Source organism: Mycobacterium sp. E3298, from assembly GCF_001666895.1.
Lineage (GTDB): Bacteria > Actinomycetota > Actinomycetes > Mycobacteriales > Mycobacteriaceae > Mycobacterium.
This window is the reverse complement of sequence record NZ_LZJB01000246.1, coordinates 25,425-47,163: the sequence shown is the minus strand read 5'-3', so window position 1 is coordinate 47,163 and position 21,739 is coordinate 25,425. Positions and strand designations below refer to the sequence as shown.

Here is a 21,739-nt window from a genome sequence, read left to right as displayed (position 1 = left end):
GATCTCCTCGGCGGAGGGTTCCGAGTTGCCGGACATGACTATTCGTGCCACGACGGGCTGCAAGTCAGCACCTCGGGTCCGTCGGCGGAGATGAGTACCGCCTCCCGCCCGAAGACGGCACCGGTTCCCTGCTCCCACACGTAGCCAGTCACGGCCAACACCATGCCGGCCTCGAGCCGTTCCCCCGCGGCGGTCGCCGGCAGGCGATTGGAGATGACGGGTGGGTCAAAGCCCATGCCCAGCCCGCGGGCGACCGGCATCGGCGGCGCGGCCTCCCCCGCGGCCTCGTAGGCGGACAACAACTCACCTGCTCCGGTTCCGGGTTGGCATGCGGCTAGCAGCCTGTCCCACAGGCTGTTCCAGCGCCGATACAGCGCCGCCGCACCGCGGGCCGCGCCGGCCGGCCAGGTGCGTCCAACCTCGCCGACGTAGCCACCGGCCAGCACACCGGCCGAGAACGCCACCAGGTCGCCATCTTTCACCCGGCCGTCGCTGGTGGCTAGCCGCCACGGGTGGTCTGGCGAGGTCACCCATGCGACATCCTGGTTCGACGGCGTGCTCACCCCGCCGGCCGCGACGGCCTCCAGCAGGACGCCGGCGAGCGCCTGTTCGGTTACCCCGGGCCGCAATTCGGACACGGCAGCGGCCAAGCCCGACTCGGCGACCGCGATTGCCTCGCGCAACGGGACCAGTTCCTCGGCCGTCTTGATGCGCCGGGCGGCGCGCATCGCCAGTTCGCCGTCCACGAGTTCCGCGTTGGGGAACGCCGTCGGCAACAACTGCGCGAACACAGGTGAGATCGCGTCGGTTCCGACGCGCCGGGCGGCGGCGGCCCCGTCGATGCGCTGCAGCGCCGACACGGTGTTCATCGGGTTCCACGTGATCCCGTAGAGGTTTTCGTGCGGGATGTCGTCGGGGACGCCCTCATCCCAGGTGCTGAGCAGATGGATCGCGCCGGTGTCGCGCACCAGCACACACGTCGGGCCGAACGGCCGGGTGCCGGCGACCCACAACTGCGGCGCGCCGGTGACGTATCGGACGTTGGCTTGGCGGCCGAGAACCAGGACGTCGAGGTCGTGCGCCGCCATCTGATCCAGCACACGCCGGCGGCGACCCGAGCGCAGCGCACGGTCGTCGGGGCAAACTTCAACTGACATGGGAGCCATAAGGGTCATAGGGGTAGTCGGTCAAGCGGATCCAGCCCTCCTCGGTGATTACCAAGACCTCTTCGCTGCGGTAACCGCCGGTGCCGTCCTCCCACACGACCGGCTCCAAGACCAGCACCATGCCGGGCCGCAGGACGAAGCTCTCGTCGAAGTCGGCGCCGAGATCGGTTCCGATCATGGGCATTTCGGCGGCGTTCACACCGATCCCGTGGCCCAGGTAGAAGTGCGGCAGCCACGGCTTGCTCCCGCCATTGGCTTCGATGGCGGCCCGGCCCAGATCGGCCGCCGTGACGCCGGCTTTGGCGACACCGAGAACGGCGGTCATGATCTCGAACCACCGGTCGAACTGCGCCCGCTGGCGTGGCGACGGGTCCCTGCCGACGATCCACGTGCGGCCGAAATCCGAGCAGTAGCCCCGGTAGGTGATGCTGACGTCGGTCCACAGCACGTCGCCCTCGGCGAGCACCCGCTCGGTGGTCAGCAGCGGCAACGCCAGGTCGCCGTGCGTGGTCCATACGCCGTCGGCCTTGCTCGGCGGCATCACCTGCCAGATCGGTTCGAGCATGCTGGCGGTGGCACCCAACTCGAAGGCCCGCCGCAAAAAGCTCGCCGACAACTCGATCTGGCGAATCCCCGGAGCCAGTCGCTTGTGCACCTCCACCATCGCCTCGTCGGTGATGCGGATGGCGGTGCGCATGCACGACAACTCGTCCGGCGTCTTCACCGACTTGGCGGCGCTCACGACGGCCGCGGCATCGACGGGCGGACCGCCGGGAAACAGCGACTTCGCGGCGCGCGACATGGCGCCGGTGCACTCGTCGACCGCGATCACCGCCTGGGCCGGGATCAAGCCGGCCAGCAGGCGCGCGAATTCTTGGACGCCCTCGTCGAATTCGAGATAGACCGGGCCGTGCACATGATCGGTGGGCAGGTCCGACTCCTGCGACGCGCCCTCACGGAACGGCAGGAACAGGTGCGGCCACTCGTCCCCGGCGAGCACGACGGCGACCGGCCGCTCCACATAGGACAGCCCGGCGTCGCCGAGCGGCCAACTCGTCCCGGTGGCATAGACCACCGCGCTGTTGCCCAGCAGGATCAGCGCGTCGACGCCGCGTTCGGCCATCGCCGAGCGGAGCCGGTCCCCTGTTTCGCGGCGCATGCGGCCCAGGTCTGGCGTCTCGGGGATCACCAGGCTGCTGGTGCCCGCGCCCGCTTGCGCGAACGTCGTCATCGGGTCTCCTACAGGCCCAGAAATGTGGTGACGTTGCCGCTCACGATCTTCGCGGCGTCGGCGGGGCCGACCGCGTCCACGACGGCGGCCAGCGACTTCTCGGAATACCCGTAGGTGCTTTCGTTGTGCGGGTAGTCGCTGGACCACATCACCTTGTCCACACCGATCTTGTCGATCAGCTGCAGGCCGAGCGGGTCGACCATGAACGACGCGCTCATATGGTTGTCCCAGTAGTACCGCACGTCGTGCTGCAACGGGCGGTTGAACATGTGCTGGTAGGAGGCGACCAGGTGCTCGGCGTCCTGCAACGCCCACGGAACCCAGGCGATGCCGCCCTCGAACCAGCCGATCCGCAGGCCGGGATGATCGTCGAGGATGCCGCCAAAGATGTACTTGGCGAACGTCTCCCGGAAGCCGTCGATGTTGATCATCATCCCGACCACGACGCTGTTGAACTCGGTCGGGCTCTTCGGCGGCGTCTCCCCGATGTGGTGGGTGACCGGAAGGCCGGCGGCTTCGATCTCATCCCACACCGGGCTCATCGACGTGCTGGAGTAGTCGATCGGGTTGCCGTCGTCATCCTTGCCCGGGTTCAGTGGCATCAAAAAAGTCTTGAGCCCCAATGACTTCAGCTCGTCCAGCGTCCGTCGGGTTCCTAGGGGGTCCCACCAGTTGATCAGGCCGGCGCCGTAGAAGTGGCCATCCGAGCGTTCCTGGAGCTCGGCGATGTACTCGTTGTAGATGCGGAAGGCCAGTTCGCGAAGTTTCTTGTCCGGGTAATGGAACAGCGCCAGGATCGCGTTGGGGAACGCCAGTTCCTTTTCGACGCCGTCGTCGTGCAGCTCCTGGATGCGCGCCTCGATGTTGGTGCTTGCCGCGCCCGGAAGGTCGTCGTATTGCATCAGCACCGCACTGAAGTCACCCGGCAGGAACGACTGACCCTTGCGGCCGACTTGGTAGGCGCCGTCCTCGTACCAGATCCGCGGCGCTTTGTCCTTGAGGTCGTCGGGAAAGCGTTGGTAGAAAATGTCATCCGCCAGCGAGATGTGGTTGTCCGCGGAGAACACCACGGTTCCCGGCGGCAGGCCGACGTCCGCGCCCGAGGCGTGGCCGCGGCGATCCTTGGGGGCGCCGAAGCCGCCGGGCGGATAGAGCGAAACGGTGCTTGTTTGAGTCGTCATCGTTGACCCTCCATTCGGATCGGCGTTGTGAGCGTAGCGACCCGGGGACTACCAGGTCACCGGAAGTTCATAGACGCCGTAGGCGAGTCGGTCGTCTTTGAGGGGCACGTCCTCGACCGGGACGGCCAGTTCGAGCGTCGGGATGCGGCGGAGCAGGGTGCGGTACACGATTTGCAGCTCGGCGCGGGCGAGCTGCTGTCCCACGCACTGATGCCGGCCGTAGCCGAAAGCGACGTTGCGGTCGGCCCCCGAGCGGTGCAGGTACAACCGGTCGGGCTCGGGGAATGCGTGCGGATCCCAGTTGGCCGGGGCCAGGTCGATGATGATCCCTTCGCCGGCGCGGATCGTCTCGCCGGCGATGTGGATGTCTTCGAGCGCGACGCGACGCTGACCGTTCTGAATGATGCTGAGGTAGCGCAACAATTCCTCGACCGCGCTGGCAACGACCTTGGGGTCCTCGGCGTCGCGCAACACCACCAACTGGTCCGGGTTCATCAGCAGCGCGAGCACCCCGAGGCCGATCATGTTCGAGGTGGTCTCGTGCCCGGCGATCAGCAACCCGGTACCCAGCTGCGCCGCCTCTTTCACGCTCAGCTCGCCGGCCTTCACCCGCTCGGCGAGATCGGACACCGCATCCTCGCCCGGATCCTCCATCTTGGCCTCGACGAGCTGCGCGAGATACCTGTTCAGGCTCATGGCGCCCTTGACGGTGTCTTCGCCCGTCGCGTACCGCGCGAGCCCGACATTCGCGTGGTGCTGGAACATGTCGGCGTCCTCGTACGGGACCCCGAGCAACTGGCTGATCACCAACGACGGAACCGGCAACGCCAGCGCGGTGATCACGTCGGCGGGCCGCGGGCCGGCCAGCATCGCATCGATGTGATCGTCGGTGATCTGCTGGATGGCCGGGCGCAGACCCTCAACGCGCTTGAACGTGAAGGGTTTCGACAGCATGCGCCGAAACCGGGTGTGCTCTTCCCCGTCGGCGGTGAAGACCGAACGCGGCCGCTTGTGCACCGTGGACAACATGCCCGCGTTCCAGTGCGGAAAACCGGCCAGCCGGTCGTCGACGCTGACCCGGGAATCCGAGAACAGCTCCCGCACCTGCTCGTACCCGGTGATGAGCCACGGTGTGCTGCCGTCCCAGATCCGGACCCGGGACAGCGGTCGCATCTTGGCCAGCGCCATCACACCAGGCGGCGGCGCGAACGGGCAGCCCACCTGCCTCGGCATCGGATAATCCGGGATCCCGGATGCCGCCTCGGCCGCGGAAGTGTTGGTCAGCGTTTCCGACATGTCATTCCTCGATGTGGATGGCGAGCGCGGGGCAGGCCGCGGCTGCCCGCCGGGCGCCGTCGGCCTGTTCGGGCGATGGACTGGGGTTGAGCAGAACCACGACGCCGTCATCGTCGCGCTGGTCGAACACCTCGGGCGCGTTCAACACGCAGTTCCCCGATGACGCGCAGACGTCTTGGTCGACAGCCACTTTCATCCGCAGACCTTTCACTCGTACGGCGTGACGGGCGCAAGCCACAAGCCCACGATGGCGTCGATGAGGCCCGATGCCGCGGCCCGCCAGGACCGCTGGGACGGTGAAGCACCCGCGGCCAGCGCTCGTTCCCGATCGGCGCACGTGTGCATCAACAGGTTGCGGGCCATGATGTTTCGTTCGAAGTGCACTTCGGCCGGCAGGTCGGGCAGGCAGCGGTTGATGCCGTCGACGACCTGGACCAGCGACGGTGAGCTCAGCGCGCCCTTGACGATGATGTTGTAGTACGCGGGATCGGTCATCGCCTGCGCCGCGAACCGCGCATACCAAGTGGGATTGCCGAGCTCCTCCAGGTGATCGGTCAGCGGGCGCACCAGGCAGGCGACCCAATCCCTCATCCCCGGGGATTTCTTCGAGTCGAGCAACTCGGCCACCATCTGCTCGCGCAACTGCTCGACCGGCCGGCGGTGCTTGTGTTCGATCGCCCGGACCAGATCGGCCTTGGTGCCGAAGTGGTAGCCCACCGCGGCGTTATTGCCCTGGCCGGCGGCCTCGCTCACCTGACGGTTCGACACCGCGAACATGCCGTGCTCGGCGTACAACCGCTCGGCCGCGACCAAGATCGCTTCCTGCGTGGAACTGGCCCGCTCGGTTCGCACGGTCCGGCCGATGGTGGTCACCCGGACAGTCAACCGCGGCCGCGCGATTAAGTCAAGCGATTGATTTAATTCGCCATTCGCCATTCGCCGTTCGCCGTGCGACGGCGTCGCTTCGGTGCCACATGGCGGACAGCGGGTGACAAAGGTCCCTCGCCCGGGTCGGCCCCACTGGGTCACGATGGCTTCTTGCGCGGCGGCGACGTGGCGGTGTCAGGACGGTGAACCATTGCGGGGGTAGGCATGTTGTCAGCCAGCCGGGTAGCGGCGATCGAGGAATCCGCGTGGTTCCAATCGAAGTGGTCGCCGTACCTGTTGGCCGACGCCGACTTGCGCATCCGCGCAGTGAATTCCGCCTGCGAACGCGTGTCGGGGCATCCGCGCGAAGAGCTGCTGGGCCACCAGCTGTTCGACGTCTTTCCGGACAACCCGGCTGATCCCGAAGCGGACGGGGTGGCCAACGTCTCCGCGTCGCTGGAGTGGGTCTTCCGCCGTGGGGTTCGGCACTGGATGGGGGTCCAGCGCTACGACCTTCCCGACCGGCGGAACCCGGGCGCGTTCGTCTACCGGGTCTGGACACCGATGAACGACCCGATCAAGGACGGCAAGAAGACCGTCGCCGTCCTGCAGCACGCCCAGGACGTCACCCGCGTCGTACCCCCGACGCCGGAGGAGCGCGCGTATCCGAAACTTTTCGAGTTGAGGCGCGCGGCCGAGGTGCTCGGGCGCCAATTTCCCGATCTCCCCAGCGAAGCGGTGCTCGGCGTGCTGACGCACTCGCACAGCGTGATCACGGAAAGCGCTGGCGCCGAGGACCTTGAGCGCGCGCAGGCACTCGCGAAGCTACGGCTGGAAACCCACGCCGGACATCCAGCGCAAGAGCCCTGACGCGGCGCCCTCACTCGCCCTTGCGGGGGCGGATCACCTTGCCGGCGGACGTCCCCCCGTCTACCGGCAGCACCGTACCGGTGACATAGCGCGACCGGTCGGTGGCGAAGTACAACGCCGCCTCGGCGACGTCCTCGGGCGTGCCCTCCCGCTTCAGTGGCCGGTCGTCGCGCATCCCCTGCCGAATTTTCGCCTCGAACCGCGCCAGCTCATCCGGATCCACGTCGACCGCCGACGACGCCAGGATAGGGGTGGGGATGCTGCCGGGGGCAATCGCGTTGACCCGAATCTCATGGCGCGCCAACTCGATTGCCGCCGACTTGGTGAACTGGACGACCGCGGCCTTCGAAGCACGGTAGATCATCACCCCGCCGCCCGCCTGGATTCCGCCGATCGACGTCAGGTTGATGATCGATCCGCCGCCGTTTTCGGCCATGTGGCGAGCGGCATCCCGGGTGCCGGCCATCACCCCCAGGACGTTGACCCCCATCACCCGGTGGAAGTCGGCGAGATCGTCGTCGAGCAGCCGGCGCAGGGGGCTGGAAATCCCGGCGTTGTTCACCATCACGTGCAGGCCGCCGAATCTCTCGACGGTGGTGGCGACCAAAGCCCCGACCTGTTCGGGATCGGAGACGTCCGTGCGCCGGAACAACGCCCCGGCGCCCAACGTGGCGGACAGCTCCTCGCCCCGGTCCGCCTCGACGTCGGCGATGACCACCCGCGACCCCTCGGCAACGAACCGTTCCGCTATCCCGCGACCGATTCCCGACGCGCCGCCGGTAACGATGGCAACCTTGCCAGCCAGTTCGTTGACCACCCGACGAGTTAATCCGCGTCGACCAGGTTAAGTCAAGCAGTTGATTTAAGCGGTCGGAGGGAGAGGGTACGGCCCGAGGGTTCCCCTTGTCCCGCGCACCGGCCATGCTGAGGGGACCAGTTCATCGGGAAACTCGGGAGGGCTCGACATGAAGGTATTGGTCATCGGGGGCAGCGGACTCATCGGGTCGCAGGTCATCGCCAATCTGACGGAGTTGGGGCACGAGGCGGTGTCAGCCTCGCCGCGGTCGGGGGTCGACTCCGTGACCGGCGAAGGTCTCGCCGAGGCCGTGGCGGGCGTGCACACGGTGGTAGACGTGTCGAATTCGCCGTCGTGGGCCGACGACGATGTGCTGAACTTCTTCACCGCCTCCACCCGCAACCTGCTGGAGGCGGAGCGGGCCGCCGGCGTGCAGCACCATGTAGCCCTCTCGATCGTGGGCGCCGATCGCACCCAGGAGAGCGGCTACATGCGGGCCAAGGTCGCCCAGGAGAAGCTGATCAAGGAATCGGGACAGCCGTACTCGATCGTGCGGGCGACGCAGTTCTTCGAATTCGTCAGCGGCATCGCCGATTCGGCGACCGACGGCGACACTGTTCGCCTGCCGCATGCGGCGTTCCAGCCCATCGCCGCCAAGGACGTCGCCGCGGCCGTAAGCCGCGCAGCGGCCGGTGAACCGACCAATGGGGTCACCAACATCGCGGGTCCCGAAAAGCTGGGCATGGACGACTTCGCCCGCGCCAGCCTGGCCGCGGACGGCGATGCACGCCAGGTCGTGACCGATCCGACGGCGCGCTACTACGGCGCCGAACTCGATGACCACAGCATCGTTCCCATCGACGGGGAAGACCCGACGATCTACTCCACCCGCTACAGCGACTGGAAGGCCAGTCAAACTCCCAGCGGTGCGCGCTAGCCGGCCGCGGAAAGCCACCGGGGGGTGAGACCGATGCCACGAGTCGCATTGATCACCGGAGCAAGCCGGGGAATCGGGGCGGCGACCGCGCGGGTCCTGGCCGAGGCGGGCATGCGGGTGGTGGTCAACCACCGCGCGAGCGCGCCGGAAGCGGAGGAGGTGGTGGCCGGCATCACCGCGGCCGGCGGCGAAGCCATCGCGATTCAAGCCGATGTCACCGTGCCCGGCGACGTGTCGGCGATGGTCGACGAAATCGCGCAGCGCTGGGGCGGGGCCGACGTGCTGGTCCACAATGCGCTGATCCCGTTCGTCGTCACCTCGTTCGCCGACCTGACCTGGGAACAACTGGGTGGCAAGGTGAACACCGAGCTGCACGCCGCATACCTGTTGACCAAATCTGTTGTACCGCACATGATTTCCCGCGAATATGGCCGGTTGATCTATCTGAGCACCGGACTTTCGCGTCGTCCGCGCGAAGGGATGATCGCGCTGGGCACGGCGAAGGCGGCGCTGGACCAGTTCGTCCGATACGTCGCACTCGAGCTGGCGCCGCACGGGATCACCGCGAATCTCGTCGCGCCCGCCACCGTAGGCGGCACGACGGTGACCGGGCAGCTCTCCTCCGAGCGGGTGCGTCAGCTCGGAGAGGCCGCGCCGATGGGTAGGCTCGTCACCCCCGAGGAGGTCGCCCACACGATCGCGTTCTTGGCCAGTGCGGACTCGGGTTTCACCACCGGGCACTATCTGCCGGTCAACGGCGGCCTGGCGATGGACTGAACACCGTGCACACCATCGATTTGGCCTACGTCGGGCGCGGCATTCACGAAGAACTGGTCGCGTATGTGGCCGATCAGGAGGGTTACTTCCACGATGAGGGGGTGCACGTGGCGGTGCGGGACGGAATAGGCTGGGACACAGAGCGTCTGCGCTCCTGCGCGACGATCGGCCTCGGACGTGCCGTGTTGTCGCGACTGACGCACGGCATCGAATGGACGGTCCTGAGCGTCAACACGCACCGTCCGCTGTTCTGGTTCCTGGGCGGCGCCGGGGTGAGATCCATGGCGGATCTTCGCGGGCGCCGGCTTGCGGTGCACGCACCGCACACCGCGCCGGGCTGCTTCGCCCGAATCGTGCTGCGTCGGCACGGCCTTGATCCCGATCACGACCTCGAGTGTGTGGTGCGCGCGCCCGGTGACTACCAGATGGATTTGAGGAAGCTGCGGGATAAGTCGATCGACGCCGCGTATGTCGGGAGCACTCTTGATCCCGAGCAGGTCGCCGAGGAGGAAGGCTTCCACGCGCTGGCCTGGGTGGGAGATCACTTCCAGATTCCCACCGTCGGAGTCGCTGTGGATCCGACCCGGCTTCCGATCGACAGCCCGGCTGTCCAAGCGGTGGTGCGGGCCAACCGACGTGCCCTGAAGACCATGGCGGAACGGCCCGATTTGGCGATCGGCCACATGGCGTCATTCTTGAACCGGCTGACGGTCGCCGAACTGCAACGCCACTACGAGCGCTACATCGGTCCGTACTTCACCGCCGACGGCCGGGTGGACCTCGATACCGCCCAGCGCGCGCTCGACGCGGTCGCCGCCGAACTCGGCGTCACGCCGCTGCCGGCCCAGCGGATCTACCAGCCTGCCGTCTAGCCGGGCACTGAAAAACGAGGTCGGTTCATGTTCGCTTCGGCCGCGCGGCGCTGCTCGCCGCCCACGATCGGTGCTGCCCGTTGCGCTCCGCGGGCCGCCCGGACGCGGTATAAGACAGGGGGACGAGTCGAGCAAACGAGGAGCGATCGATGCGTGTGCAACCCGCAAGTGGTGCCCCCTTCGAGCAAACGCTCCTCACCAGGCGAGGATTCATCGCCGCCGGCATCGCCGGGGGGTTCGCGCTGACGGCGTGCAGTCAATCCAAGCCCGCGCTGTCGGGCGACGCCCAGATGGCAGCCGCCATTGACGCCGCCGAGGCCGCCCGGCCGCACAGCGGCCGCACCGTCACCGCCAGCCTGACCGCTCAATCGGTCCAGATCGACCTCGGCGGTCCCGTTGTCCGCACGCTGGCCTACGGGAACTCGATCCCCGGAGCGCCGATTCGGGCGCGAATCGGCGACGAGCTGGTGGTGAACGTGTCGAACCGGCTCGACCACCCGACGTCGGTGCACTGGCACGGCATCGCGCTGCGCAACGACATGGACGGCGCCGCGCCCGCCAGCCCGAACATCCCGGCCGGCCAGGACTTCACCTACCGCTTCTCCGTCCCGAATGCGGGCACCTACTGGGCCCATCCGCATACCGGCGGCCTGGACGCCGACACGGGTCTCTACCTGCCGGTCATCGTCGACGACCCGACGGAGGGCAATTACGATGCCGAATGGATTGTGGTACTTGATGACTGGACCGACGGCATCGGAAAGTCGCCTCAGCAGCTCTACACCGAACTGACCAGCCCGAACAAGCCCGCCCCGCCAAGCGCGCCCCCGACGACGACCACCACTTCCACCACGAGTGAGACGCCCACGACGACGTCGACGAGTGAGACCTCGGCAACGTCGACCAGCCCGACCAGCTCGACAAGCCCGCCGCCCCCGACGGCCGCGACCTCTGGCGGCAGCGTGGGCAGAAGCGATCTGCTCGGCGGCGACGCCGGCGACATCGCTTACCCCTACTACCTGATCAACGGCCGAATCCCCGCCGCTCCCATGAGCTTCAGCGCCAAGCCGGGGCAGCGCATCCGGATCCGCTTCATCAACACCGGCTCCGACACCACGTTCCGCGTCGCGCTGGCCGGTCATTCGATGACGGTCACCCACACCGACGGTTACCCCGTGGTCCCCACCCAGGTCGACGCGCTGCTGATCGGGATGGCCGAGCGCTACGACGTCATCGTGACCGCCGCCGACGGCGTATTCCCCTTGGTCGCACTCGCGGAGGGAAAGAACGCTCTGGCCCGCGCGCTGCTGTCCACCGGCGCGGGCAGCCCGCCCGACCCCGGATTCCAACCGCCGGAGCTCAATCGACGGGTGGGCACGGTCGAGATGTTCACGGCCACAACGCCGGTGAACCTGGGCCGGCCGCAGCCGGGCCTGAACCTCCCGGTGGTGTTGGGCGGCAACATGGTCCAGTACAACTGGACTATCAATGGAAAGCCCTACAGCGACACCGAACCGTTGCACGTCCGGCAGGGTGAACGCCCCACGATCACGTTCGACAACACCACGATGATGTATCACCCGATTCACCTGCACGGCCACACGTTCCAACTGATCAAGGCCGACGGAAGCCCCGGACCCCGCAAGGACACCCTGATGGTGCTGCCCAACCAGAAACTGCTCGCCGTGCTGGTGGCCGACAATCCGGGTTTGTGGATGTTGCACTGCCACAACACCTATCACCAAGAGGCAGGCATGCAGACCCGGCTGGACTACGTGTTCTAAACGTTCGCGGCGAGGAAATCGAGCAGCAGACCGTTCACCGCTGCCGACTGCTCGATCTGTGGGCAGTGGCCGGCCCTGTCGACCACGACGGAGCGGGCACCGTCGATCTGCTTGGCGATCTCGGCGGACCAGCCGGCCGGCAGCAGCTTGTCCTCTCCCCCTTCGACGACCAACGTCGGCACGCTGATGCGCTGGTAGACCCGCGCGCTCGACGGGGTGGGGGGACGTGACGAGCCCGGGCGGCGAAAACGCGCCGCCGCCACCGCCTCCCACGCACCCGGCGCGGTACTCGACTCGTAGCGGCGTCCCACGTATTGCTCGTCGTCCGGATAGCCGGGGTCGTGGAACAGGGCTTCGACGATGCGCCGCATGGCCGGGAGCGTCGCGTCGTACTCCTGCAGCGCCGCAAAGTGTTTGTTCTGCTGGATGTCTCCGCCCCCGCAGATGATCGCCAGGCTGCGGACCGGTAGCAGCGACGTGTCCGCCGTGGCGTCGGTGAGCAGGTTGATGGCGCCCATCGAGTTGCCGACGAAGTGCGCCGAGTCGACGCCGAGCAGTTCACAGAACCTCGCCACGTGCCGGATCCGCATCCCGCGCCCGTCGACGAAATCGATGACCTTCGCCGAGGCCCCGAAGCCCAGCTGGTCCGGTGCGAGCACCCGGTATCGGCCGGCCAGCGCCGCGATGTTGCGTTCCCAGCCCAGCTCGGCGCTCGCACCGAATTCACCCCCGTGCAGCAGCACCACCGGCTCGCCGTCGCCCGCCTCAAGGTAGCCGGTCGTCAGGCCGTCCACCAGCATGCTCTTGCGCGCGAAGGCCATCACTTGATCGCGATCGGGTTGACCGGAGAGCCGACCGCCCCGACCACCCGCAGGGGCGGCGCGACGAGCTGGAACTCGTACACGCCGTCGGCGGCGCAGTCCTCGGCGAGCGCGGTGAGGTCCCAGTATTCGCCGAAGATCATCCCCATGTCGCGCAGGCAGAGCAGGTGCAGGGGGAAGGTGATTCCGTCGATGCCGGACACCAGGTCTTCAACCTGAAGGTTGTCGGCGGCGACGGCCGCGATCTCGTGATCGTGCAGCCAGTGGGCGCACCGCCAGTCGAGCCCGGAGTAGCCTTCCGTCTTGTTTCCGGTCATGAGAAACCTTGTCCACCAGCCGGTCCGGATGAGCACGATGTCGCCCCGGCCGATGGTCACGCCCTGGGCGCGAACCACGTCGTCGAGTTCCTCCGGCGAGATCGGATTCCCGGCTTCGAGGAAGACCTCCGCCCCGCGGTGGCGAACCAGGTCCAGCAGCACGCCGCGGGAGGTGATGCCCTTGACGTCGACCTTGTCGATACCGCAGTGGTAGGCGCCCATGCTGGTCACCGAATCCGCCGCGAAACCGTTGTAGAGGTGGTCGTCGTAGTAGACGTGGGACAGCGCATCCCACTGGCTCGCCGCCTGCAACGGCATGATGATGATGTCGTCGTTGAACCGGAACGGGTTGTCGGCCGTCATGTAGCCACTCAGCTGGTGGGCCAACGGGTTACGCGGCCAGTTCGGCCCATACTTGGCCAGCGTGTGCACGTCGCCGCCGTCGACGGTCATGATGTGGACCGGGTTGTGCCGGAACTCGAACGCGCCCTGCGGACCCGAGGCGCCGAAGTCCACGCCGAGCGGGAACACCTTGCCGTGCCGCACCAGACTCGCGGCCTGGGCTACCTTGTCCGCGGTGATGAAGTTGAGGGTGCCTAGCTCGTCGTCGTCGCCCCACCGTCCCCAGTTGGAGACGTCGCGCGCGGCCCGACGGAAGTCGGTCAAGTCGGTCACCGGGCTCCTTCCTGCCTTGGTAAGAGGTCACGCGCAATCGCGGCGCCCACGTTTCCGCCGTCGACCCAGATGACCTGGCCCGTGATGTAGCTGGCTGCACCACTATTCAAGAAGAGCAATACCGCGGCCTGCTCTTCGGGGTCGGAGACCCGGCCCAACGGCTTGGGGATGTCGTCGAGGAATCCCTGCCCGTACGCCGTCCGGAGCTGGTCGAGGATCGGGGTCTCGGTGACCCCGGGGCCGGTGCAGTTGATGCGAATGCCCCTGGCACCCAGCGGTGTAGCGCTTCGCATGGTGTAGAAGATGATCGCCTCTTTGGACAGTTGGTAGCCGTTGCCGAGGCCCTCGGGATTGGCGTGGCACCACTCGATGCCCTCCCGCATCGTCGCGGTGTTCAGCAGGGGCGCGACCAGCGCCACGTGTTCGCGATAGGCGGCCGCCGCGAGCGAGGACACGCTCACGATCGACGATCCCGCGACCATCTTGGGAACCAGCGCCTCGGTGAAATGGCGCAGGCCCAGGAAGTTCACCGTGGCAACGAGGGCGGGGTCGCCGATCCCGGACGAGACGCCGGCGACGTTGAAAAGCGCGTCGACCGGCCCGCCGATCGAGGCGACGGCGTCATCGATCGAACCCTGGACAGCCAGGTCCACCTCACGAAAGTCGTTGAGCTGCACGTCCGGTCGCAGCCTGTCCAGCCCGACGACGTCGGCACCGAGTTCGGTGAGTTGGCGAACCAGCTGCCCCCCGATGCCCGAGGCGCACCCGGTCACCACCGCACGGCGGCCGTCGTAGCGCCAGAGCTCGTCGATCGATCCCAAGGCCGTCTCCTGTTTCAGCGACCTCCCGGAGTCACTTGTTCTGCTGTTGTTCCTTCAACCGCTGGGCCGCCTGCACCCGGCCCTCGTTGATCTCCGCCATCGCTTCGGGGATTTCGCTGGCGGTGAACTTACCGCCCCGGCCGGTGGGCAGCCCACCGAATGAGTACTTCTCGTCGAACTGCGGCGCGCTGGATTGCGGCCGCCGCGCCTCCACCTTCTCGATGACGGGCTCCAACCGCTTGGCCTTCTCGATTACCGCCTTGGCGTCGCGCTCGATGAATTCGGGCAGCACGTCGGAGCCCATCAACTCGATGGATTCCATCGTGCCCTCGTGGCTGCGCGGGTTGAGCAGCAGGATGATCTCGTCGACACCGCTTTCCTCGTAGCCGCGCAGGAATTCACGCACGGTGGCGGGCGATCCGATCGCGCCACGCCCGGGGCCATAGGCCAGCGTCGGATCCTTCTCGACCTCTTCCAGGTACCGCTTCCATACCCCGGTCCGCCCGGGGGTGTGAACGCCCGTCATGTAGTAGTGCATGATGCCGAACGAGAAGAAGCCGCCGCCCTGTCCCAGCCGTTGCAGCGCCTGCTCGTCGGTCTTGGCGACCATCATCGACAGGTCGCCCCCGATGGCCAGGATGTTCGGATTGATGCGCGGCGTGACGGGCACGCCGTTCTCTTCGAACTCCTTGTAGTACCCGTTCACCCGCTCGGTCAGCGGGCCGGGACCGGTGTAGGCGAAACTCAAGGCGCCGATTGCCTTTTGGGCTGCCATTTGCACGCTCGCCGGCCGCGTGCAGGCCACCCAGACCGGCGGGTGGGGCTTTTGCAGCGGCTTGGGAACGACGTTGCGCGCCGGCATCTGGACGTGCTCGCCGTCGAAGCCGGAGAACGGCTCCTCGATCATGCAGCGGATCGAGACCTCGAGGGCCTCTTCCCACTGGGCCCGCTTGTCGGCGGGATCGATGTTGAACCCGCCGAGTTCGCCCACGGAGGACGATTCCCCGGTGCCGAACTCGACTCGGCCGTTGGAGAGCAGGTCGAGGGTGGCGATGCGTTCGGCGACCCGGGCAGGGTGATTGACCACCGGCGGCAGGTGCATGATGCCGAATCCGAGCCGGATGCTCTTGGTCCGCTGGCTGGCCGCGGCCAGGAAGATCTCCGGCGCCGTCGAGTGGCAGTACTCCTCGAGGAAGTGGTGCTCGGTGAGCCAGACGGTGGAGAAGCCGGCCTTGTCGGCCGCCTCGACCTCGTCGAGGCACTCCTGCATCATGACGTGTTCGTCGTCGGGTGCCCAGGGCCGTGGCAGGGCGAACTCGTAGAACAGCGAGACCTTCATTTGTTACCTCCTATGAGAATTAAGGGTTTTGGCGGCATGTGCGGCAATGTGATTCGCTGCGACGAAGCCGAACGTCATGGCGGGGCCGATGGTCGCCCCCGCGCCGGCGTAGCTACGGCCCATCACCGGCGCGGAGGTGTTACCCACCGCGTACAGTCCCGGCACCACCGAGGCGTCGTCCCGCAGCACCCGCGCGTATTCGTCGGTGCTCAGGCCCCCGGACGTCCCGAGGTCACCGAGGACGATCCGGAACGCGTAATACGGCGGGTCGCCCAGCGGATGGAGGTTGGGATTGGGCAGTGTGGGATCGCCATAGTAGTTGTCGTAGACGCTGTCGCCGCGGTGGAAATCGTCGTCGTGACCATTGCGGGCGAGTTCGTTGAAACGGCGGGCGGTTTGGGAAAGATGGTCGACAGGCACGCCGATGCGGTCCGCCATCTCGTCCCAGCTCATCGCGGCCTTGACCACGCCCGATTCCAGCCACGCCGCGGGGACCTTGCGGCCGGTGGGCACCGGTGCACCCGGGATCTTGGGTATCGGGAGGTGGCCTCCGATGACGTAGCGATTCCACGACCTGTGGTCGGTGATCAGCCAACAGGGGATGTGGGTGACCCCGGTCCTTTGTCCGTCGATCATGGCGTGGCCGAAGTCCATGTAGGGCGCCGCCTCGTTGACGAAGCGCTTGCCGTCGCCGTTGACGATGAACTGCGCCGGCATCATGCGCTCGTTGAGCATGAACTGCATCCGGCCGTCCGGCCATTGGATGGCGGGAAACCACCACGCCTCGTCGAGCAACTCGACTGCGGCACCCAGCTTCTGGGCCGCGCGGATGCCGTCGCCCATGGCGGCGGGGTTGCCGAAGCTCCAGTCCTGATCCACCACGGGTAGCAGTTCCTTGCGCCAGGCCAGGTCATGGTCGAAGCCACCGGAGGCCAGGATGACGCCGAGACGCGCGCCGATGCGCCGCGCTTCGCCGTCCCTTTCCACCACCACACCGGTCACCGATCCGTCGGCGTCGGCGAGCAGCTCGGTCATCGGCGAGTCGAGCCACAGCGGGATGCCGCGCTCCCGCATGGTCAATCTGAGCCGAGCGGCCAAGGACTGCCCGATCGCCGCCATCCGCTCACCGAACACCCGTGCCCGGACCATCCGCCCGATCAGCTTCAGCAACACGCCCTTGCCGGCCCACGATTGCCGGATGCGGTAAAAGGTCCGAAGCTCCTTGGGCCCCAGCCAGATTCCTCTGGGCGCGAATGCCAGCGGCTTCAGCAGCAGTTGTTCGTCGGGCCCCAGCTCCCGCAGGTCTATGGGCGGGACGTTGATGGTGCTGCCGAGGTCCGATCCGCCGGGCAGCTCCGGATAGTAGTCGGCGTAGCCCGGCTTCCAGACGAACTCGCACCATCCGGAGAGCCGCTCCAGGAACCCGAGCATTTTCGGTGCGGACTCGACGTACTGCCGGATTCGCGACTCGCTCACCAGTCCTTCGGTGATCAGCCGCAGGTATTCGATGACGCGATCGGGTTCCGGGACGTAGCCCTCCCTGCGCTGCGCGGGCGCCCCCGGCACCCAGATGCCACCCCCGGACAGGGCGGTGGAGCCGCCGAAGCACGGTGACTTCTCCACCACCAGCGCGTCCAGACCCGCGGCCTGGGCGGTGAGCGCGGCCGTCATGCCGCCGCCACCCGACCCGACGACGAGAACGTCGACGACATGGTCGAAACCGTCTGTCGTGGCCGTCATTTCGGTACCGCCGTCCTGATGGCGAATCCGGCGATCAGTTCGGGGGCGGGCTTGTAGTAGCGCCCGACGGTTTCGTAGGGGCCCGCGCTCGCCAGCGCCCCGAATGCGGCGACCCACGTTCTGATCTCCTGGGCGGAGCTGCCGCCCTCGTGGGTCACGAACGAATTGGACCACTGGTCGAGTTCGGTGAGCCATCCGCCGTCGATGATCTCGAGGAACCGCTGATCCCACATCGGGTTCAGCGGTTGCAGGTCGCTGTCGCCGGCGGCGAAACTCTTGGCCGCATCGATCACGGCAGACTGCCGGGCCTGGCGCTGTTCGGGTGTCATCGGCCGACCGTGCACGATGCGCTCCCGCACGGGTGCCGGCGCGGTCGCCAGCGTGGGCACCGGCGGGCTGTGCGAGAGCCCACCCGACCCCAGCACCAATACCCGCTTGTCCAGCGTGGCCAGGTAGCTGCCGACGGCGGTACCGAGTGCCCGGCAACGATGTAACGGCCCCAGCGGCACGCCGATCGCATTGATGAAGATGGGTATCACCGGGCGCGCGGTCGCCGCGCCGAACAGCTTTTCCAGCGGCTGGACGGTGCCGTGGTCCACGTCCATGCAGGCCGAGACCGCGACGTCGACCCCGGCGTCGAGCACGGCTTTCGCGCAGTCGGTCGCGAGCTTCTCGGGAACGTCGAGCGGACCGGCATGGGTGCCGTAGTCCCCAATCCCGTTGGCGCCCGTGCCGATGCAGAAGGGCGGCATCATCTTGTAGAAGAACCCGTTGTAGTGGTCCGGGGAGAAGCTGACGACGAGTTCGGGATCGTAGTCGTCGACGAAGCGGCGCGCGTCGGCGATCGCTCCCTCGATGTCGTCAAGCAGGTCCTGCGACGGCCCCGGAAGATTCAGGAGCGGGCTGTGCGACATACAGCACAGAGCCAGTGCCACTTTGCGGATCACCCCCTCGTGGCGTGAGGGTGAGCGCGGCGAGGAGTGCGGCGCTCAGGTCGGGGGCGCGCTGGGCGATGCAGGCGCCGGCGATACAGCGGTCCGGACGCAGGAACAGCACCGACTCCTGGTGGGTGTCGAACCAGGACTTGACGGCACCGGTGGGGTCCCCAACGACCACCACGTCGGGATGGTCGTGACCGGTCCAGTGCAGCTGGGTCACGGGCCGCAGCGCAATGAACCTCGCGCCCAGCGCTTTCCAGTTCGCGAAGGCGACGTCGCCGAGGATCTGGCGGGGGTCGTTGTTCCAGCACAGCACGGCGAACCAGTCACCGATGACGTCGTCCAACAGCACGTTGTCGTTCTCGCGGGTATCGACCCGCGGCTGGATGAACAGCGTGCCCACCGGCGAATCCGCCCGCCCCGGGGCGGCGTGTACGACGGCTCCTTGTTCGTAGCGCGGCATCGGCTTGAACCGCATCTCCAGCACATATCGCTTGAGCGACGGCACGATCGACGCCGACCGCACCAGCAGGTCTCGCGCACCGGCCACGCGCCGGTTGGTCGGCGAGATCACTCGACCCACCATCGTGGACAGGTCGATCATCGCCCGCGCGTGCTTGCGGCGCTCCACGTCATAGGTGTCCAGCAGCTTGTCACCGGCCCGACCGCTCACCACCGCCGCCAGCTTCCAACCCAGGTTGGCCGCGTCGCGGATTCCGCTGTTGTAGCCCTGACCCTGCCAGACCGGCATCAGGTGCGCGGCGTCGCCGGCCAGCAGCAGCCGACCCTTGCGGAAGGCCCCGGCGATCCGCGAGTGATGGGTGTAGACGTGCCGCCGGATCACGTCGACCCGCTCCGGGTGCGGCACCATCCGGGCCAGCATCTGCGTCAGGAACGCCGGATCTTCGGCCTGCTCGTCGGTCTCGTGGGCGTGGATCATGAACTCGAACCGCCGGATTCCGTGTGCGATCGAGATCGACGCGTACGGCCGTTCGGGATCGGCGCCGACCTCGCTGTTGGGGTGCCCGAGCGGGTCGTTGGCGATGTCGACCACCAGCCAGCGCGTCGACGATGTCGTCCCGTCGAACGACACGTCCATCATGCGGCGAGTCATGCTTCGGCCCCCGTCGCAACCGACGACGTAACGCGCTCGCAGGCTGGACGTTTCGTGGTCGTGCCCGCCGCTGAGCTCGACGGTCACCCCGCCGGCGTCTTCACGGCACCCCGTCATCGGTCGCCCCCACCACACCTCGACGTGCTCGAACCGGTCCAGGCCGGTGAGCAATTCGGCGTCGACGAGGGGTTGCACGAAGCCGTTGCGCTTCGGCCACCCGAAACGCGCGTCGGGCGGGGCCATTTCGGCGAGCACGCGCCGTTTCGCGTCGACGAAACGTAGGATCTGGTTGGGCACCGTGTGGGGCACGACCCGGTCGGCCAGCCCGATCGACTGAAACGTCCGCAACGCCTCGTCGTCGAGCCCCACTCCGCGCGGATAGTCGATCAGCGTGTCGCGTTCTTCGACCAGCACCGTTCGGATGCCTTGCAGGCCAAGGATGTTGGCCAGCGTCAGGCCGACCGGTCCGGCGCCGACGACCACGACGTCGAAGTCGGGTTGCTGCCCGTCGCCGCTCATCACCGCCCCAGCAGGAAGTCGAGGTGCAAACGGTTGAAGGTCTTGGCGTCCTCGTACTGCGGCCAGTGACCGCAGCCGGGCATCACCTCGAAGCGTGCGTTGGGGATCATCGACGCAATCCGGCGGCCCTCGGTCACGTCGGCGGTCGGGTCGTCACTGGTCCACAACACCAGGGTCGGCGCGGTGATCGCACCGTATTCGTCCGGGCCGATGATGTTGCGCGCCCGAATCTCGGGGTCCTGCAATGCCATGATGTCGCGCATGGCGTCGACGAATCCCGGCTGACGGTAGACGCGTTGGCGGCTGGCGACCAGGTCGTCGTAGTCCTTGGATTTGTCGGCCATCAGCCACTTGATCCGCGCCTGCACCGTCTCCCAGGTCGGGTCTTCGGCGGCGGCCATGGACAGCGTGATGATCCGCTTCATCACGACCGGGTCGGCCTGCGAGCCGCCCGCGGTGTTCAGGACGAGCCGGTCCACCACGTCCGGATGGTCGATGGCGGCGCGGGCGGCCACCCAGCCGCCCAGCGATTCACCGCTGATGCAGGCGCGATCGACGCCGACCGTGCGCAGGACGGCCATCAGGTGTTCGACGTAGTGGCGGACCTCCAGCGGGTGGCCCGGCTTATCCGTGTAGCCGTGCCCCAGCATGTCGATCGACCAGGTCCAGAAGTGCTCGGCGTGCGCTGCGAGGTTGCGGACGTATGCCTCGGCGTGGCCGCCCGATCCGTGTAACAACACCAGCACCGGCTTGCCGGGGTCGCCGGCGCGCAGGTAGCGCGTCCGCACTCCGCCGGCGTCGAGGTAGCCCTGCTCAAACGCGACGCCCTGCAGATCGCTCCAGATGCTCTCGAACTCCGCCACGGTTCCTCTCTGGCCGATGAGTGGGAATCTCGTTCTCGTTTTCGGCGTATCGCGTGTGCTAATATCGCACACTAATGTGCGTTATATATAGAGCTTCGCTCTCCCGTCTGGGTCTGTCAAGGCTGTGACGGGTTCGGGAACGGGTTCGCAGACGCTGGCCAGGGGACTGACCGCGCTGCAACTGGTGGCGGATTCCCCCGGCGGCCTCACCGTGCAACAGCTCGCCGACCAGGTCGGGGTGCACCGCACCATCGCCTATCGATTGCTGACGACGCTGGCGGACTTTCGGTTGGTGGCCAAGGGCGAGGACGGCCGCTACCGTCCCGCAGCCGGCCTCGCAGTACTCGGCGCCGCGTTCGACCGCAACGTTCGCCAAGTCAGCCTTCCGACGCTGCGGGCCCTGGCCGACGAGCTCGGCACCACGGTCTCGTTGCTCATCGCGGAAGGCGACCAGCAGGTGGCCATCGCGGTAATCGTGCCGAGCCACGTGGCCTATCAGCTGTCCTTCCACGAGGGCAGCCGATATCCGCTGGACCGCGGCGCCGCCGGGATCGCGTTGCTCGCGAGCATGCCGCCGCGTCCGGGAGAGCGCGACCTGGTGACCCGCGCGCGTGAGCGCGGCTGGGTGAGCACGTACGGGGAGATCGAGCCCAACACTTATGGCCTCGCCGTCGCGGTGCGCCGCCCGCCGCCGTCCCCGCCAACCTGCATCAACCTCATCTCGCACCGGGAAGACGTCGTGATGCGCGGTAAGGACGCGGTCGTCAAAGCCGCGCAACAGTTGTCGGACCTGCTGAGCTGAAGGGGTAGCGATA

Annotated in this window: 21 protein-coding genes; 6 read left to right on the top strand and 15 right to left on the bottom strand. The window is 67.3% G+C overall.

Annotated features, from left to right (window positions below):
- Positions 1-38: 38 nt before the first annotated feature.
- The 6 genes from A9X05_RS11600 to A9X05_RS11575 form a co-directional block, all read right to left on the bottom strand.
- On the bottom strand, positions 39-1,157 hold the full coding sequence (locus A9X05_RS11600; RefSeq protein WP_067781462.1) for a Xaa-Pro peptidase family protein: 1,119 nt from the start codon (positions 1,155-1,157) through the stop codon (positions 39-41).
- Complete coding sequence (locus A9X05_RS11595) at positions 1,147-2,397, bottom strand: Xaa-Pro peptidase family protein (protein ID WP_067759648.1); 1,251 nt, start codon at positions 2,395-2,397, stop codon at positions 1,147-1,149. The genes A9X05_RS11600 and A9X05_RS11595 overlap by 11 nt, the downstream gene beginning before the upstream one ends.
- Positions 2,398-2,405: 8 nt before the next feature.
- The gene (locus A9X05_RS11590; RefSeq protein ID WP_197499027.1) at positions 2,406-3,467 is read right to left on the bottom strand and encodes an amidohydrolase family protein; all 1,062 of its coding nucleotides are present in this window, start codon (positions 3,465-3,467) and stop codon (positions 2,406-2,408) included.
- A gap of 159 nt (positions 3,468-3,626) precedes the next feature.
- The gene (locus A9X05_RS11585; RefSeq protein ID WP_067781456.1) at positions 3,627-4,874 is read right to left on the bottom strand and encodes a cytochrome P450; all 1,248 of its coding nucleotides are present in this window, start codon (positions 4,872-4,874) and stop codon (positions 3,627-3,629) included.
- 1 nt (position 4,875) lies between these two features.
- A complete protein-coding gene (locus A9X05_RS11580; RefSeq protein WP_067759844.1) occupies positions 4,876-5,070 on the bottom strand; it encodes a ferredoxin in 195 nt (64 codons plus the stop codon).
- A gap of 11 nt (positions 5,071-5,081) precedes the next feature.
- On the bottom strand, positions 5,082-5,747 hold the full coding sequence (locus A9X05_RS11575; RefSeq protein WP_067759664.1) for a TetR family transcriptional regulator: 666 nt from the start codon (positions 5,745-5,747) through the stop codon (positions 5,082-5,084).
- 219 nt (positions 5,748-5,966) lie between these two features.
- Between A9X05_RS11575 and A9X05_RS11570 the strand changes: the two genes are divergently transcribed.
- Entirely contained in the window at positions 5,967-6,611 is a 645-nt protein-coding gene (locus A9X05_RS11570; RefSeq protein WP_067781453.1) for a PAS domain-containing protein, read from the top strand.
- A 10-nt stretch (positions 6,612-6,621) separates the two neighbouring features.
- Here A9X05_RS11570 and A9X05_RS11565 read toward each other — a convergent pair whose 3' ends face one another.
- Entirely contained in the window at positions 6,622-7,428 is an 807-nt protein-coding gene (locus tag A9X05_RS11565; RefSeq protein WP_067759673.1) for an SDR family NAD(P)-dependent oxidoreductase, read from the bottom strand.
- A gap of 148 nt (positions 7,429-7,576) precedes the next feature.
- Between A9X05_RS11565 and A9X05_RS11560 the strand changes: the two genes are divergently transcribed.
- The 4 genes from A9X05_RS11560 to A9X05_RS11545 all read left to right on the top strand — a co-directional run bounded on the left by A9X05_RS11560 (position 7,577) and on the right by A9X05_RS11545 (position 11,777).
- The gene (locus A9X05_RS11560) at positions 7,577-8,344 is read left to right on the top strand and encodes an SDR family oxidoreductase (RefSeq protein WP_067781451.1); all 768 of its coding nucleotides are present in this window, start codon (positions 7,577-7,579) and stop codon (positions 8,342-8,344) included.
- A 33-nt stretch (positions 8,345-8,377) separates the two neighbouring features.
- A complete protein-coding gene (locus tag A9X05_RS11555; protein ID WP_067781449.1) occupies positions 8,378-9,121 on the top strand; it encodes an SDR family NAD(P)-dependent oxidoreductase in 744 nt (247 codons plus the stop codon).
- 5 nt (positions 9,122-9,126) lie between these two features.
- Complete coding sequence (locus A9X05_RS11550) at positions 9,127-9,993, top strand: ABC transporter substrate-binding protein (RefSeq protein WP_067781446.1); 867 nt, start codon at positions 9,127-9,129, stop codon at positions 9,991-9,993.
- 149 nt (positions 9,994-10,142) lie between these two features.
- Positions 10,143-11,777 carry a multicopper oxidase family protein gene (locus A9X05_RS11545; RefSeq protein ID WP_067781444.1) on the top strand — a complete coding sequence of 545 codons (1,635 nt, stop codon included), beginning with the start codon at positions 10,143-10,145 and terminating at the stop codon, positions 11,775-11,777.
- Here the strand turns inward: A9X05_RS11545 and A9X05_RS11540 are convergent.
- The 8 genes from A9X05_RS11540 to A9X05_RS11505 are packed head-to-tail and all read right to left on the bottom strand — an operon-like array spanning position 11,774 to position 20,924.
- Positions 11,774-12,598: an alpha/beta fold hydrolase gene (locus A9X05_RS11540; RefSeq protein ID WP_067781441.1), complete on the bottom strand. Its 825-nt coding sequence runs from the start codon at positions 12,596-12,598 to the stop codon at positions 11,774-11,776. The genes A9X05_RS11545 and A9X05_RS11540 overlap by 4 nt on opposite strands.
- A complete protein-coding gene (locus A9X05_RS11535; protein ID WP_067759705.1) occupies positions 12,598-13,590 on the bottom strand; it encodes a cyclase family protein in 993 nt (330 codons plus the stop codon). The genes A9X05_RS11540 and A9X05_RS11535 overlap by 1 nt, the downstream gene beginning before the upstream one ends.
- Positions 13,587-14,411: a coniferyl-alcohol dehydrogenase gene (locus tag A9X05_RS11530; RefSeq protein WP_067781438.1), complete on the bottom strand. Its 825-nt coding sequence runs from the start codon at positions 14,409-14,411 to the stop codon at positions 13,587-13,589. Before A9X05_RS11530 ends, A9X05_RS11535 begins: the two co-directional genes overlap by 4 nt.
- A gap of 31 nt (positions 14,412-14,442) precedes the next feature.
- Positions 14,443-15,750 (bottom strand): LLM class flavin-dependent oxidoreductase, encoded by a 1,308-nt coding sequence (locus tag A9X05_RS11525; protein ID WP_067759710.1) that lies wholly within the window; start codon positions 15,748-15,750, stop codon positions 14,443-14,445.
- Between the two features lie 3 nt (positions 15,751-15,753).
- The gene (locus tag A9X05_RS11520; protein WP_067759718.1) at positions 15,754-17,490 is read right to left on the bottom strand and encodes an FAD-binding protein; all 1,737 of its coding nucleotides are present in this window, start codon (positions 17,488-17,490) and stop codon (positions 15,754-15,756) included.
- Positions 17,487-18,404, bottom strand: coding sequence for a 3-carboxyethylcatechol 2,3-dioxygenase (locus A9X05_RS11515; RefSeq protein ID WP_067759723.1), 918 nt, complete (start codon positions 18,402-18,404; stop codon positions 17,487-17,489). Before A9X05_RS11515 ends, A9X05_RS11520 begins: the two co-directional genes overlap by 4 nt.
- The gene (locus tag A9X05_RS11510; RefSeq protein WP_067781435.1) at positions 18,352-20,061 is read right to left on the bottom strand and encodes a bifunctional 3-(3-hydroxy-phenyl)propionate/3-hydroxycinnamic acid hydroxylase; all 1,710 of its coding nucleotides are present in this window, start codon (positions 20,059-20,061) and stop codon (positions 18,352-18,354) included. Before A9X05_RS11510 ends, A9X05_RS11515 begins: the two co-directional genes overlap by 53 nt.
- Positions 20,061-20,924: an alpha/beta fold hydrolase gene (locus A9X05_RS11505; RefSeq protein WP_067781432.1), complete on the bottom strand. Its 864-nt coding sequence runs from the start codon at positions 20,922-20,924 to the stop codon at positions 20,061-20,063. The genes A9X05_RS11510 and A9X05_RS11505 overlap by 1 nt, the downstream gene beginning before the upstream one ends.
- A 124-nt stretch (positions 20,925-21,048) precedes the next feature.
- Between A9X05_RS11505 and A9X05_RS11500 the strand changes: the two genes are divergently transcribed.
- Positions 21,049-21,726: an IclR family transcriptional regulator gene (locus A9X05_RS11500; RefSeq protein ID WP_067759737.1), complete on the top strand. Its 678-nt coding sequence runs from the start codon at positions 21,049-21,051 to the stop codon at positions 21,724-21,726.
- Positions 21,727-21,739: the final 13 nt, after the last annotated feature.